General features: G+C 67.4%; 7 protein-coding genes and 1 pseudogene. 4 read left to right on the top strand and 4 right to left on the bottom strand.

The features are described from left to right. On the bottom strand, positions 1-312 hold the full coding sequence (locus M2266_RS10380) for a 4a-hydroxytetrahydrobiopterin dehydratase (RefSeq protein ID WP_277437923.1): 312 nt from the start codon (positions 310-312) through the stop codon (positions 1-3). Between the two features lie 95 nt (positions 313-407). Here M2266_RS10380 and M2266_RS10385 point away from each other — a divergent pair, with 95 nt between their 5' ends. Together M2266_RS10385 and M2266_RS10390 are read left to right on the top strand one after the other, a co-directional pair. After that, complete coding sequence (locus M2266_RS10385; protein WP_277437924.1) at positions 408-1,157, top strand: SDR family oxidoreductase; 750 nt, start codon at positions 408-410, stop codon at positions 1,155-1,157. A gap of 33 nt (positions 1,158-1,190) precedes the next feature. Beyond that, on the top strand, positions 1,191-2,081 hold the full coding sequence (locus M2266_RS10390; protein ID WP_277437925.1) for a PhzF family phenazine biosynthesis isomerase: 891 nt from the start codon (positions 1,191-1,193) through the stop codon (positions 2,079-2,081). A 2-nt stretch (positions 2,082-2,083) separates the two neighbouring features. On the opposite strand, the gene M2266_RS10395 is transcribed toward M2266_RS10390, so the two are convergent. From M2266_RS10395 to M2266_RS10405, 3 genes are all read right to left on the bottom strand, one after another. Continuing rightward, positions 2,084-3,187, bottom strand: a complete 1,104-nt coding sequence (locus M2266_RS10395; protein WP_277437926.1) for a hypothetical protein — start codon at positions 3,185-3,187, stop codon at positions 2,084-2,086. A 998-nt stretch (positions 3,188-4,185) separates the two neighbouring features. After that, the gene (locus M2266_RS10400; RefSeq protein WP_277441144.1) at positions 4,186-6,750 is read right to left on the bottom strand and encodes an RHS repeat-associated core domain-containing protein; all 2,565 of its coding nucleotides are present in this window, start codon (positions 6,748-6,750) and stop codon (positions 4,186-4,188) included. After that, positions 6,680-10,825: a hypothetical protein gene (locus tag M2266_RS10405; protein ID WP_277437927.1), complete on the bottom strand. Its 4,146-nt coding sequence runs from the start codon at positions 10,823-10,825 to the stop codon at positions 6,680-6,682. Before M2266_RS10405 ends, M2266_RS10400 begins: the two co-directional genes overlap by 71 nt. Positions 10,826-11,079: 254 nt before the next feature. Here M2266_RS10405 and M2266_RS10410 point away from each other — a divergent pair, with 254 nt between their 5' ends. Then, positions 11,080-15,000 carry a LamG domain-containing protein gene (locus M2266_RS10410; RefSeq protein WP_277437928.1) on the top strand — a complete coding sequence of 1,307 codons (3,921 nt, stop codon included), beginning with the start codon at positions 11,080-11,082 and terminating at the stop codon, positions 14,998-15,000. Between the two features lie 57 nt (positions 15,001-15,057). Next, positions 15,058-15,434: pseudogene (locus M2266_RS10415) on the top strand (transposase family protein); the annotation flags it as partial. Between the last annotated feature and the right edge of the window lie 122 nt (positions 15,435-15,556).

Consider the following 15,556-nt stretch of genomic DNA (forward strand, 5'->3'; position numbering starts at 1 on the left):
CTACTCGGCTCCGTGAGCCGGCGCGATGGCGGCGATCCGACCGGCCAGGCCGAAGTCCTTCTCCGTCAGCCGGCTGCCGGCCGAATGCGTGGTGATCGACACGCCGAGCGTGTCATAGCCGAGGGTGAGATCCGAGTGGTGGTCCAGCTCGGCCTGCACCTGCGCGATGTGCACCGCGAGGATCGCGGCGGGCAGGTGCGCCAGCCGGTACGTGCGGACGAGAGCGGTCCCGTCCGCCGCGAGTTCCCAGCCCGGCAGTTCCGCGAGGCGGTCGGCGATCTCCTTGTCGGACAGCGGGTCGACGACGGGCATATGGCCTCCTGCGGGACGGTCGTCACTTCGGGGCGGCGCCGGATCCTTCGGGGTGGCGCTGATCCTCATCATCCCACCGCATACCCTGCGGTGCCATGAGCGAGATCCAGAAGGTGGCAGTGGTGACGGGCGCCGGATCCGGCGTGGGACGCGCGGTGGCGCTGGCGCTGACCGGGGCCGACTGGTCGGTGGCCCTCGCGGGCCGCAGGACGGAGGCGCTGGAGGAGACGGCCCGGCTGGCGGGCGGCGGCACCCTCGTCGTACCGGCGGACGTGACCCGGCCGGAGGACGTCGACCGGCTGTTCACGGCGGTGCGGACGGAGTTCGGCCCCCTCGGCCTGCTGTTCAACAACGCCGGGATGTTCGGGCCGCCGGTGCCGCTGGAGGACCTCACGTACGAGCAGTGGCGCTCGGTCGTCGACGTCAACCTCACCGGCGCGTTCCTGTGCGCGCAGGCGGCGTTCCGGGCGATGAAGGCGCAGGACCCCCAGGGCGGCCGGATCATCAACAACGGCTCGATCTCGGCGCACGTGCCGCGTCCGAACAGCGTCGCTTACACGTCCACCAAGCACGCGATGACCGGCCTGACGAAGTCCCTGTCCCTGGACGGCCGCGGGTACCGGATCGCCTGCGGCCAGATCGACATCGGCAACGCGGCGACCGAGATGACCGCCCGGATGACGACCGGAATCCAGCAGGCCAACGGTACGACGGCGGTGGAACCGGTGATGGACGTGGCCGACGTGGCGCGCACGGTGCTGCACATGGCCGAGCTGCCGCTGGAGGCGAACGTGCAGTTCGCGACCGTGATGGCGACGACCATGCCGTACATCGGACGCGGCTGACGGCGGGGAACACCGGGGCGCCGGCCGTCGTTGATGCAGCTCATGACGACCATTCACGGCACCGAGGTGCTCCGCTACACCGCCTTCTCCGACGACCCGGCCGGTGGCAACCCGGCCGGCGTCGTGCTGGACGCCTCCGGTCTCGCCGAGACGGAGATGCTCGCGGTCGCCGCCGAGGTCGGCTACTCGGAAACCGCCTTCATCACCGCCACGGAAGGGCGCTCCCTCACCGTCCGCTACTTCAGTCCGAAGGCCGAAGTACCGTTCTGCGGGCACGCCACGGTCGCCACGGCGGTCGCACTCGCCGAACGCATCGGCTCCGGTGACCTGCTCTTCTCGACGGCCGCGGGCGAGATCCCGGTCTCGGTCGCCGCGGAGGCCTCCGGCGCGCTGCGCGCCACCCTCACCAGTGTCGAGCCGCGGATCGAGGAGATCCCGGACGCGGTGGTCACCGAGGCGCTCGAAGCCCTCGGCTGGCCCGCCGCCGACCTCGATCCGGCCTTCGCACCCCGGATCGCCTACGCCGGCGCCCGCCACCTGGTGCTCGGCGCGGCCACCCGCGAGCGGCTGGCCGCGCTCGACTACGACTTCGACCGGCTGGCCGCCTTCATGCTCAGCCTCGACCTGACCACGATCCAACTGGTCTGGCGCGCCTCGGACACCGTCTTCCACGTCCGCGACCCGTTCCCGGTCGGCGGCGTCGTCGAGGACCCGGCCACCGGCGCGGCCGCCCTCGCGCTGGGCGCGTACCTCCGCGACCAGCACCTGGTCACCGCGCCCGCCACCCTCACCCTCCACCAGGGCGACGACCTCGGCCGCCCCGGCGTCCTCACCGTCGAACTGCGCGAGAACGACCCCCGCGTCCGCGTCAGCGGAACAGGGGCCGTTATCCCGGACGGCACACCGCTTCCGCTGCCGCGCTGAGCTCAGCGGTCGTCCGACCCCCCGCGCCGGGATCGACAGGCCCACCGGGGCCGCCGGTCCCGGCGCAGACCGGCCGGGTGCGTGCCGCGTAGGAGCGGGCGGCCACGATCAGGCCGAAGCCGAGCCCGCTGAAGGCCAGACCACCGAACAGCACCATCCAGGTGATGCCGGCCCCGGGAGGTGAACGGCGCACTGGGCTCGACGGGCGGTGCGATACCCAGCGCGCTCAGCGGCGCGTAGCCGACCAGCACGGAGCCGTAGAGCGACAGGCCCGCCGCGATCACCCAGGCGGGCAGCAGCGGCAGCATGCGCGGCACCCGCCGCCCGGCCAGGGGCAGCGCCCAGCGCGGGAAGATCTGGCCCCACGGGTACAGCAGGCCGAGCAGCAGGAAGATCCCGAACGCCGCGGCGAGCACGGTGACGTCGATACCCACCGAGGACAGCGCGCGAGCCACGGCGGAGTCGCCCGTGTTCACCTTCCGCCAGCCCTCGGCGGTGACGCCCAGCGCGCCGCCGCCGAGTGTCCAGATCGTCTTGACGCCGGCCCAGGGCAGGAGGCCGCACATCAGGAGGTACACCGTCGTACGCGCGCGGCGGGAGGCGACGGTGGCGTCCGGGTGGACCAGCGGGCCGAACCGGTCCCCCGCGTGCCGCTGGCCGCACCGGGGGCACCGGCCGGCCAGCCGCCGCCGGTGGGACAGGGCGACCATCACCAGCAGGCCGGTACCCGCGGCGTTGAGCAGCACCCAGGTCAGCCCGGTGACGCTCTCCACTCCCGACAGGGACGCCAGCGTGACGAAGTACTCCGGCACACTGGCCATCCCCACGACGAACACCGGAACCACCGCGATGAGCGTCACGGCGACGGCCCGCCGTCCTGAGCGGGAGAGCGTACGGGTGGTGGCCAGCCCGGCCGTGCCGCCCAGCACGGCGAGCGCGCCGAACAGCAGCAGCACCGGCGTGCCGATCGCCTCGTGCGGTTTCCAGGGCACGGTGGTGCCGGTCGCCGACCAGACGACCTCGACCAGGGCGTACACCCCGCTCCACACACCGGCCGCGAACGGAGCCCACAGCGGCCACCGCCGCGTCCAACTCGGCGTATTCACGTCTCTCAGCCTTCCGGAGCACCACCCTCCCGACATCAGACCAACGGATCAACTCGTATACGCCGCAAGGCGGATGGCAACGCCCGGTGGCTGATGTCCGCCCGCACGGCACCGGCCGGATCCTCCGGAGCCCGACGTCGTAGGATCGACCTCATCACGACTGATCGTTTCGGGACGCCGTTGCCCCGCTGACGTGGGCACAGCCATGCGGAGGCCCGCGACGCACACGTGAACGCCGTGCATCCCGAAGGAACGGTCATCGTCCGTCGCGCCACTGAGGACGTCCGCTGGTGGACCTGGGCCGGTCACCGCGCCAACGTCACCTTGGCTGCCTCACTGCCTTCCGCCGTCTCACCACACCGTCGAGCCAACGCCCACTGGATCCGACTGCGGGACGACCTCACCCCGGAAAGCTGGGCGAGCTCCTTGGCAGATGCGAAGGACGGCCCGAGCCTGCCCGAGGTCGATGGGAACGCTCTGCGGGGCCTCAAGTTCAGCGAAACTCTCCCCCCAGGCTGGCCGAGGCCACACGTGCCGCGCGCGCCGCGGACGAGGAGGGCGCCCGCCGCACACTCGCTGAACCAGTACGGTTCACCACGCTGCCGAACGGACACTGACAAACGCCGGGTCCTGTGCCGCTCGAAAACTCATCGCAGCTGGTCACGTTGGTCGGGCCGTGCGTCAGGCAGCCTGGCCCGCATGCCCCGCCCTGGGCGCATCAGATCACATTGCGGGACCTAAGAGCTATTCTCGATGTAATGATACAGAACCCATGCGAATGCCGACCCGACAATCACAAAAAATACTGCAAGCACTAGATGGGGGATTATTTTCTCACCAAGAGATTTGCTGCTATTTCGCGTCCTGAAGACATGGAAGACCCAGGCAACAATGCCAAATGCCAGGACTCCCCCAGTAAACCAGACATCGGAAATCCCCACATCGGCGGCCTTGATTGCCCTACCCGCGTATTGCAGCACCGCAGACCCCTTTTGAGATCACCTGTTGCCAATAAGGTCAAAGGTCCGAGTATTCCCAACGTTGAATGTTACACCATAACCCAGCGCGACACCCGCGTAGAAGTTTCCGCCATCTTGTGCCGGAGATCCGCCGATGCATCCGCCGTACACATCAGCAATACAACCCCCCATCGATGAATTGTTCTGGTTGGTTGGCGTCGCGGAGTTCAATCCCGTGCTCAGCGAAAGGCCAAATCCTCGCTGCTTGACCATCCCTACACCCTGCCTGAACATTTTACCTGCTGTCATTCCTGAATCTTTGGCCGCGCTCTCGGGACTCAGATGCGGCAAATTCAAGCCACCACCGACCATAGCGTAGCCGTCCTGGAATGTACCACTCAGACATATCACCACCAGGCAAAAGCTCGCCTGGACGTAAACATGCTTCTTCAGCCATCCCATGGGGCCGCCGCTAGATCCTCCGCCCTCGGAAGGCGGAAAGGAGGCGATGTAGAGCTCCAACTGGAGACCCATGCATTCTTCGTTGCATGCTTTGACGATCTCGCGACAAGCGTCATCACAGGATGACGGCATTTCCTTTCCTGTCACAACATTTCGATCTTTCCAGGGAGCGGGGGCATCCCTGAGCTTCCGCTCGATACCGAGATACCTGATGGCTTTGTAGTAGGTCGAATGATAATAGGTTCGCCACGAGTCGTTATAGTTCCCCAGGAGGGTGTTGTATTTTTGAGTCGCCTTCCCGTCCTTGCCCGTATATCCCTCGCTTTCATACCAATCCTTCATTACCTTTTGGTTGCCGAACCCGAGGCCGGTGACATCATCCTTAATCATCTTGCCATCGGGGTCAGCAGCATTGATTGGCGTGTTGTTGGCGTAGGCATAGCCATTCCATTGTTGCGGGTTGGCTGCGTCGAGGAGCGGGTCTGGATTGAGGAATCGGCCGGTCGCGGGTTGGTATTCGCGGGCGCCGAGGTTGGTGAGGCCGGTAGCGGGGTCTTGGGTGCCTCCGACGAAGCCCTTGTCGCCGGTCCAGGCGGTGGGCTGCGTACCGCGTGCGTTACCGAAGGGGTCGAGCGGGCGGCGTGTCTCCGCGAGGGTGGTCGCGTCCAGGGCAAGTGTGGCAGTGCCATGCGGGTCGGTGCACTGGATGGTGCGGGTGCTGCCCTGGCGAACAATGGTCAGGCCGTTGGGTTGTGCGTAGTACCGAGCATTGATCGTCGTCTTGGTAGCCGTGGTGTAGGTGAGTTCGTCACTTCCCAGGTTGAAGGTGGTAATGCCGCCTGGGTTACGGCGGATGAGCTGGTTCCCATCGGCGTCGTAGAGATACGTAGTGGTACCCGCACTGTTGACGACGGTGGAAAGTTTGTCTTCACCGGTCCAAGCAAGTGTTGTAGCAGCGTTGGCCGTGGTGATCTTGGTGGTGTTGCCCGTGGCGTCGTACTGGTATGACGTGGCACCGGGGTTGTTGGGGCCAGTGCTGGTCGTGGAGGCCAGGGCATGGGGGCCACCGGTGCCGCCCCCGGTGCCAACCGCAGTGGTTGGCTGATTGGCCTGGCCGGCCGGGGCAAATCCCTGTGTCGTACTGATGTCCTTAGTGGTGTCTCCTGCTGTGTTGTGCTGGGTGAGGCTGGTGCGGTTGCCAGTTTTGTCGTAGCCGTAGCTCGTCCAGTACGGCGCGGGGCCGCCAATGGTGGCACTTCCGGTTGACGTCGGGCTGGTGTGGGTGCAGCCGCCCATGCCGGGAACGGACGGCTGGGGCTGGGTGGTGGTCCCGCCGGTGTCGGTCCAGGCGGTGCTGAGGCGACCGAGATAGTCGTACGTAAAGCACTGCAGGTCGGTCTGGGAGGTTGTGTTGTCCTCGATGTCGCTGACCGAGGTGGTCTGACCAGCTGCGTTGTAGGTGTAGCTGTGCTGGTCGACAGCGCCGTTGGTAGACGTCTGCTTATCGACGAATTCCGACATCACGCGACCGGTGGCTTGATCAAAGTTGGTGGTGGCCACCACCTGGGAGCCCCACGGGTTGAGGGTGGTACGGATCGCCCGCCCGAAGGGGTCGTAATTGGTCTGCAGGTCGTATGTGACCTGACCGGCGGTGTAGATGAGCGGGCCGTTGACGTCGTAGGTGTTGGCGAGTGTCTCAGCCGATGAACCGCCGACGGCGGGGAGATCGGTAGCGCTGAGCGTGCCGGTATTCGGGTTGTAATGCCGGTGGGTGGTGTACGTGAAGGGGGTGGTCTGCCCGATCTCACTGCCGGGGATGGTGAGCGTGGCTCCCGTCGGATGGTACGAGGCGTCGTATCCGAGAGTCGTCGTCGTGGTGTAGGCCACGCCGTCGACGTATCGCGTGGATCCCGCTGGCTGGCCCTTCCCGCCTGAGGCGGTGTCGTACTTCCAGGCCGCAAGTTGATTGGCTGGGGTGGTGCTGCCGGTGTACAGGCCGGTCTTGCGGCCGATCAAGTCATAGCTGTAAACGAGGGTCTGCTTGCGCGCGTCCGTCACGCTGGCGAGGCGGCTATCGGCGTCGTAGCTCTGGGTGGTGGTCCCGGTGTCCGGATCGGTGGCGGTGACTTGACGGCCGCGCAGGTCGTAGCCATAGGTCCAAGTGTTCTTGCCCGTGGCGTCCGTACGGGTCGCGGGCTTGCCCGCGGTGGTGTACGCGTAGGTCGTGATGTCGGCGTCCTCGGGGTGACCCGTGGCCGTGGATGTGCGGTACTGCCACACCTGACTGGTCTGGTCGCGTGCATCGGTAATCGTAGTCATGGGTGTTCCGCCGTTGGGCGGGGTGACGTCGGTCTCGTCGCTGCCCGGGTAGTCGGTGGTCGTGCGCCACTGCTCCACGCCCATAGCGGAGAGCACTGAGGCAATGGGACGGCCTTGGCCGTCCAAAGACGGTGCTGGTCTCCGAGGGGACATCGCCGGGAACAGGTAGATACAAGGTGCCGGTAGGAGAGGTGTTCTTGTCGTAGTACGGGGCACGGGTGGCGAGTGTCCGGCCGTGGGAGTCGTAAAGGGTGTCTGCCAGGAGCCGTCCCGGGATTCCCGACAGAGCCGGCGACGTCTGGGTCTGCCGGACCCTGCCGAATCCGTCGAGGATCTGCACTGACTGGGTATAGGTGGTGTCGTCGTCCTTGAGCGTGTTCGTCGTGGTGGCCGACGGACCGGCTGAGCCGTTGACTGCGTAGAAGAACGTCAGATTGGGTTTGTTGCCCGTGGCCCAGCCCGGTCGCCACATCTGTGTCAACCGCCCCAACGCATCGTATGTTTCGGTGGTCTTCTGTCCGTTCGCGTCGACAGTGACCAGTGGCAAGCCGCGGGCTGTGTCCTGGGTGGTGGTGGTAGTCCAGCCGGACAGGCTTCCTGGGGCCGGCGTGGTGACCGCAACGCTGTTCGGCAACTCACCGGTCTGCGCAACGCCATAGACCGTGCGTGTCACCGCTCCAGCCTGGTTTTGGGCGTCAGTGATGTTGGGATCTGTGGTGGCGACAACCCGGCCGTAGCTATCAAAGCCGGTAACGTTATCGGTGACGAACACCGGATGGCCGGAGGCGTCGTAGTGGTCCAAACTTTGTGTGGAGGTGTCGTCCCCGAGAGCTCCGGCAAGGCCGAAGGCCTTACTGTCATAAAGCGTTCTGGTGTCTGCGACGGTGTTTGCCGCCCCGGGTACAGCCGTGCATGATCCGCTGCCAGAGACCGTCAGCGTCTCGTCGACCAAATCCGTCATCTGTGCGGTGGAACCAGCGGCATAGCTGGTGCGCACACATCGGTCCGGCAATCCGTCAGCAGTCGTGAGCAGCGTCAGCGCATGGTTCCCGTTCTCGGGGTCGGTGGTGCTGGTGGACTTTGTAGTGCGCCAAGCGTTGTCGGCCTTCAAGCTCTTCTTCGTCTCCACCGTACCGGTGGAGATATACCGTGCGACCAGGTTGAATCCGGTCAAGCCGGCTCGCTTGTGGGTGGCAGTGGGATACGGGCCCGTGGCCCGGTGCACGGTGTAGGCGGTGATCTTGTTTCCGTCGCCGGCCTTGTCGTAGCTGTCGGTTTCCAGGGCCTGGCCGGCCAACCAGTCGGAGTCGGTGACGTGTTCGCCGAGTGCGTCGTCGACGGTGGCGGTTTTGGTTCCGCCAGCGGCGAGGGCGTCGCCGGCCATGCCCTGCAGGTACTTGGTGACGGACTGGGTGATGGGGCCGTCCTGCCCGCTGCCGGTGGTGGTGGTCACGGTCGCATAGCCGCGGAACTGGTCCCAGGTGCGGTCACTGCTCTCGGTCATTTCCGAGTCATTGCGGTGCCAGCCCGCATCGCCGTAGCCGTAGTGGGTGATTTTCGCGGGGGACTGGGCGACGAGATCGTTCTCGGTGATCTGATCGACGGTGTAACGGTTGAACCAGTCCGAGGCGGGAGTCGCCCCGTAGACGGTGCCCGGCGGGTACCACTTGACGTTGTAGCACTTCATCTTGTTGTCGTCCGCGGACGCGGGCATCACATGGTCCACCCGGGAGCAAGCCGGCAGGCTGTAGTCGATGACGATGTTCTCGCCGGTCTCGGTCGTGATGCTCTTGATCCGGGGCCGGTTGAAGATGGCCGGTGCGGGGACCAGGTCCATGCCGTCGACGCGATTGGGTTTCATCGTCCAGGTGAAGATGACAGGTGGCAGCGGCGGGGTGCCGGGTCCGTCCAATCCGGTGCGCTGAATCTGCTGCAGCCACAGGCCTTTGCTGGTGCCGTCGTTCGGGTCGGGGAAGGACTGGGTCAGCGCATAGGAGTCGACAGGCTTGGACGTGCCGTTGGACATCACCTGGGTGGTGATGGAGGCCAGGCGCTGGTTGGACCAGAAGCTGGGGCCGTAATTGGTGCAGGGGTTGGCGTCGCAGTGCTGGTCGTAGGGCACGTCCGGCCAGTGCGTGGCGTTGGTCTTCGACAAGGTGGCGCCTGTGCAGGTGAAGCCGCCGGTGGTGTCGCAGCGGCCCTCGGGCGCCGGATTGAAGGAGATCGTGGCGGCGGGTTTGGCCGCGCCCTTGGCAGCGACCTGCCCGGCCAGCGTCTGCCCGTAGTTGATGGAGCGCAGCGCGCCGCCGCGGGTGTAGGGAGTGAGGGTGCCGGTACCGTTGTTCTGCCCCCCGCCGCGCGCGTAATTGTCGCCCTCGGCGGTGTAGGTGTAGGTGGTGAGGTTGCCGTGGACGTCGACGGAGTAGTCGAGGTTCCAGCGCCAGGCCATCTGGCACCACGAGCCCTTGCCCTTGGCCGCGTCATAGCAAGGGTCGCCGCTGTTGGGCGAGTACACCGGCACCGCCCACGCGGAGTGGCTGGCCGGGTCGCTCTTGTCGCCGCCGGGCAGGTGGTTCAGTCCGAAGTAGTAGACCGTGCCGGCCGTGGTGGTGACGCGGACGTACTCGCCGCGCGAATCGTCGTTGCTCGCTCCGGTGAGGAAGTCGACCTTGGATCCGTTGTCGTCCTTGAGCCGCCAGGCGCCGCTGTCGTCGTCGCGCACCAGTTCGCTGGAGTGCCCGCCCAGGGACAGGGTGGCGTTGTAGCCGCCCCAGCACTCGTCGCCCGAGTGCTGCAGACCGTCCTTGTCGCAGGACTTGTAGGAGCGCTCGATGAAGCCCGGGTGGTAGTCCCAGCCGTCGCCGATCCAGGACGCTTGCGCGTTCGTCGACGAGGTCCGCCCGTCGACCGACGAGGAGTCGTAGGACAGTGACACCTGCGGCGCGGCCCCACCCAACGCCGGGGGGACCTGGATCGGGTAGGAGTAGGAGAAGCCACCACTCGAGGAGCCAGCCGTCCACTTCGCGCTGGGGGCGAGGTCGGTCGCCGCGTAGGTGCCGGCCGAGCCGGCCGGATCACCCATGGGTGCAAGCACGATCTGCTGTGCGGTGGCAGCATCGAGCGCAGTGGTCGCCTTCGGTGCGGTGGCCGAGGCCGGGTTCCGCGGGCCGGGTGCGGCGGCGGGCAGGGCAACGTCGGCGACCAGGCGGTGGGTGCTCGGATCGTAGTGGGAGGGCACCGGAGTCTGTTTGCGGCACGCCGGCACCGTAGGAGTGGTCAGCGCACAGGCCGGCAGACCGACCAGCCGGACGCGCTGTGCAAAGCCGCCGCCCCAGGTGACGTCCAGGGAGCTGATGTCGATGCCGACCTGAACCCGCCCCGTGGGGGCGGTGTCGGTGCGGGCGAGCGTGACCGCCAGGCCGGGAAGACCCGCTCCCGTGATCGCCTTCTGGTCGGCCACCGAGACGCGAACCGACGCCTCCGCGGCGGTGGCGCTCTGTCGCGTAGTGCCGGATGAAGCTATCCAGACGGGGAGTTGCCCGGCGCGGACCGTTGCTGACGTGGCCTTGGTGGTGGAGGCGTTCGGGAGGGTGACGGTGGCTTGGCCGCCGAATGGCACGGGCGCCGCGGTGCGGGGTGCCCCGGTGGCACTGGCGGTGGAGGGAAGCTTCGCCGGGGCAGGTGCGGGGTGCCCGGGAACCGAGGGGGTCTGCGGGAGCGGAGTGTTGGGCGGAGACCAGATCTGATCCGGATCGGGCGCCTGCGCCGCCGCGATGGCCTCGGCTGACAGCGGCGCCAGGAGGGCGGCGAAGACCGCCAGCACGCTGGCTGAACCCAGCAGCGCGTGCCTGCCGCTCAGCTTCCATCTGATGCGCGCACCGGTGCTCGAACCCTGCACAACTCCCCCTCGGGTCTTGCCCGTTCGCACAGAGTTGCGCGCGAATGACACGGACCGTAGGACCTTCTGTGACGCAAGTGACGGGTACTTGACCCACCGTTTACCCAGTGACCCATGTCACAGGGGCATCAGACCGGGACATCGCTGGAGGAGTGTTCGGCTCCAGTTGGGGACGGCCTTGACCGGTGTGACGAGCGTGGCCCATCGTGCGCACGGTCATTGCGCCACCGGTACGACCCGGAACGGGGATCTTCATGCCTTCTGTCCCTCCTGGCCCTCCCATCCCCTGGCGCCGCGGCAGACCCCGCCGCCGCACTGGGGCCGCTGTACTCGCGCTCGCTCTCTCGGCCGGCCTGCTCTCCCTCGCCCCCGCTGCCCACGCCGACACCCCCACCGACCCGGCCGAGGCCCAGCACGCCGCAATCGTCCCGCCCGACACGGTGGCCGCGGCCGCCGCGCAGGCGAAGGCCGCAGCGACCGGCCACCCGGTCGTCATCGACGCGCTGACCAGCGAGTTCGAGCAGACATCCGTCAACCCGGACGGCACCTACTCCACCAGCACCAGCGTGCAACCCGCACGGGCCAAGGTCGCCGGCGCTTGGGCGCCGGTGGACGCCACTCTGCACACCAACGCCGACGGCACCCTGTCCCCCAAAGCCGCCATAACCCCCATACGCCTGTCGCATGGCGGCAGCGGCCCGTTGGCCACCCTGACCAATAGCGCCGGCAAAACGCTCTCACTCAGCGTGCCGTTCACCCTGCCCGCCCCCACCGTCTCGGGCGACAGCGCGCTGTATGCCGACATCCTGCCGGACGTGGACCTGAAGGTGACCGTCACCGCACGGGGCAGCGTCAAGCACATCGTCATCGTCAAGACCGCCACCGCCGCGGCCAATCCCGCACTCAAGACCCTGGACCTGGCCACCACCGGCACCGGGATCAGCGTCACCGCCGACAGCGCAGGAAACCTCACCGCCAGGGACACCGCCAGCGGCGCCAAGGAGTTCACCGCCTCCGCACCGCAGATGTGGGACTCCAGCACCCTCACGAGTACCCCCGCCGGCGCAAAGACCACCACGGCCGCCGCCCCGCAGAGCACCGACAGCGACACCCCGGCTGAGGCAAGTACCGCGGACGGCCCCGGACCGGGCGCGCAGACCGCCACGATGCCCACCACCGCCGATGGCGACACTGTCACGATCACCCCGGTACCCGGCGTGCTGGGTGGACCCGGTACTCACTTCCCGGTCTACATCGACCCGGAATGGTTCACATTCGGCGGCACCAACCCCGACTGGACCTGGATCCAATCCGCCCACTCCGGAACTCACAACACGGGAAGCTCTCCCGCCCTGGGCCTTTGCGGCACGTACTCAGGCGGCGGCAGCTGCAGTCCTCACGACACCGAGCGCCCCTACTACCAGTTCAACAACCTCGGTGCCATCGCCAACTCCACGATCCACTACGCCACGCTGACCTTCACCCAGACCTCAAGCGCCTCGTGGTCCTGCACCGACACCTACCCGGTGTCGCTCTACGCCACCGGCCCCATCGCTGAATACACCTGGGCGAACCACAACAGCGGTGACACCCCCTTCGGCCTGACCGACCAAGTCGGCGGAACCGGCAACTCCGGCTGCTCCGGCGACGTGCCTTTCGGCTACGTGATCACTGCCCACGTGCAGAAATACGTCAACAACGGCGCCCTCGCCTTCGGCCTCCATGGCGACGAATCCAACGCGAACGGCTTCAAACACCTGACCCACAACCCCACCCTGTACATCCAGTACGACAAAGCCCCCAACCCGCCCTCCAACCTGAAGAGCAGTCCGGTCCCGCAATACCTCGCCCCGGCCTCGCAGGAGAACTGCCAGCTCGCCGCCGAACCCACCACCCACGCCTTCATCGGCAACCCCGGCGCCCAAGGCCTGAAACTGACCGCGACCGTCACCAGCCCCGTCGGCCTTGCCATGCACGGCTACTTCAGCCTTTGGGACGACTCCGTCGCCGGCGACCCCCTCACCGCTCAAGGCAGCAGCGGCGACAGCGCATCCGGGCAGACCGTCACCTACACCGTCCCCACCACCGCCCTCAAAGACGGCCACGCTTACGGCTGGAACGTCTCCGCCAGCGATGGCCTCCTACCCTCCACCACCGCAGGCGGCTGCCGCTTCCGTGCCGACCTGCAACCACCCACCATCACGTTCAACCCGGTGACCGACCTCGCCCACCAGTTCCCGCCCTCCGGCAACGGGCAGACCACCACCCTGCACGTCGGCGACTCGGGACAGATCCCCTTCACCGCCACCGACCCCACCCCGGCCGAAGGCGTCAACTCCGCACTGGCCTGCATGCGCTGGAGCCTGGACCCCACGCTCTCCGACGCCGCCTGGCAGTGCGGCAGCGCCCTCCCGAAGATTTCCGTCCCGGTGCACCCCACGCACTGGGGCACCAACATCGCCTACCTCCAAGCCGAGGACAACGCCGGAAACACCTCCCTGATCACGGCGTACCCCTTCTACATGCCCTGGTCGCCCACCCCGTTGGCCTACGGCGACGTCACCAATGACGGCCACCCCGACGTCCTCGCCGCCGACCCCACCACCGGCGCTCTGCTCAACTACAGCCAGGCCCTGAACTTCAACTCCACCCCTGCCATCCAAGCCGCCACCGCCGCCCAGGCACCCGACGGCACCAGCTGGAAGAACTTCCGCATCACCCACCGCGGCACTCAGACCGCCGGCACTCCGGTCGACGACCTCTTCGTCCACCAGGACGCCGACCCCACCAAGGCGGACTCCGACCCCACCAAGACCGGCAGCGGGCAGCTGTTCTACTACTCCAATGACACGCAGAATTATGGGGCGTTCGGTACCGCCAAGGCGCAACTGCCTCGTCCGGACTGCGTTGGTACCGCGACTGAATGTCCCGGTCTGACTGTCGGCTCCACCTGGGCGCCTGGCGCCACTTGGGCCTACACCAACCAGATCACCCCGATCGGTGCGGCAGGCACCACCCTCACTCCCGATCTGAAGACCACCGACGCCACCGGTGTCCTCGCCGTCGAAGCCGGAAGTCTCTGGTTCTACCCCAAGACCAGCGCAGGTGCCTACGACGCCAATGGCAAACGTTCCCCCTTCGGTGCTCCGACGCTGGTGGCCAAGGGCGGATGGGACAATTACGACCTCATGATCCCTGGCGACGCCCTCGCAACTGGCAAACCCGCCTTGTGGGCCCGGGTCCGCACCACCGCAGGCGGCCACACCGCAGGCGACATCCTCCAGTACGCCCTGACCACCGCCGCCGCGACCGACGACAATGGCACCGCGTACACCACGGTCACGGGCGTCGCTGCTTCCCCCGCCACCGCGATCGGCGGTGGCATCACCACCGCCGCGTTCCCGCTAGTCGGCTCGGACGGCGATCTCAACGGCGACAACATCCCAGACCTGTGGGCCTCATCCGGCAACGGAAAGATCGTCACCTGGGACGGCGTCACTCCGGACGGCACCGCCAAGACCGCCATCGCGTACTTCACCGGCCGCAGCAACCAATGGCTCCTGAACGGCACCCCCAACGACGCCTCCGGCGGCAACAACGCCGCACCCGTCGGCACCGTCACCTGGGCCGCCAACCACGCCGGCACCACCCCCGGCGCAGCCGCCTTCACCGGCACCTCAGCCCTGGTCTCCAAGGTCGCCGCCGTCGAGACAGCGGGAAGCTACACCGTCTCGGTCTGGGTCAAACTCAACACTCTCACCGGCCACCAGTACTTCGTCGCCCAGGGCGGCACCACCCGCCAAGCCTTCGACCTCGGCTACCGCCCCGATACCAAAACCTGGACCTTCATGACCCCCACCGGCGACACCATGGCCAACACCGCACCCGCCGCCGACGCCCCCGCAGGCGCCGCCACCACCGGCACCTGGACCCACCTCACCGGCGTCTACGACTCCACCACCCACAGCTCAACGCTCTACGTCAACGGCCACTACGCCGGGGCAGCCACCAACCCCACCCCCTGGCACGCACCCGGCCACCTCAGCGTCGGCGCCATCCAACTCACCAGCAGCGCCACCCTCTACAACCCCGCCAACGCCACCATCAGCGACGCCCGCATCTACCCCTACGCCTTCACCACCGAGCAAGCGGGCAACCTGTACAGCACCTCCTGACCCACCAGTCGCATCGTCCGCTGGGCCCGCAACGCATGCTGCGGGCCCAGCAACACCTTGGTGCAGCTGCGCCGGCACGACACCCTCACGCAGCTCACCGCAGGCTTCGGCATCTCAGTCGGCACCGCCCACGCCTACGCCACAGCCGTCATCAACCTGCTCGCCGACCGCGCGCCCGACCTGCTACGCGCCCTACGCGAAGCCGACTACGTCCTGATCGATGGCACCCTCTCGAAGTGCACCAGCGTCGGCGACAGCCGGGCCGACTGCTCCCACAAGCACCGCCGCCCTGGGGTGAATGTGCAGGTGGTGACCGACCCGGTCGGTCGGCTGCTGTGGATTTCGCCCGCGCTGCCCGGCCGTGCCCACCATCTGACGGCAGCCGCACCCACCGGATCATCCGAGTCTACGAACGCCAGGGCATCCCGCTACTAGGCCGTGTCTGACACATACCGGCGTCCGCCCGGAGGGCGGGCCCGGGGCGTCTGGTGCGTGCGATCGCACGGCGGAGGGTCGCCCCTGTACTGGACGTACCGGGGCGGGCCCGACAACTGGG

This window comes from Streptomyces sp. SPB162 (genome assembly GCF_029504575.1).
In the GTDB taxonomy this organism is placed as follows: domain Bacteria; phylum Actinomycetota; class Actinomycetes; order Streptomycetales; family Streptomycetaceae; genus Actinacidiphila.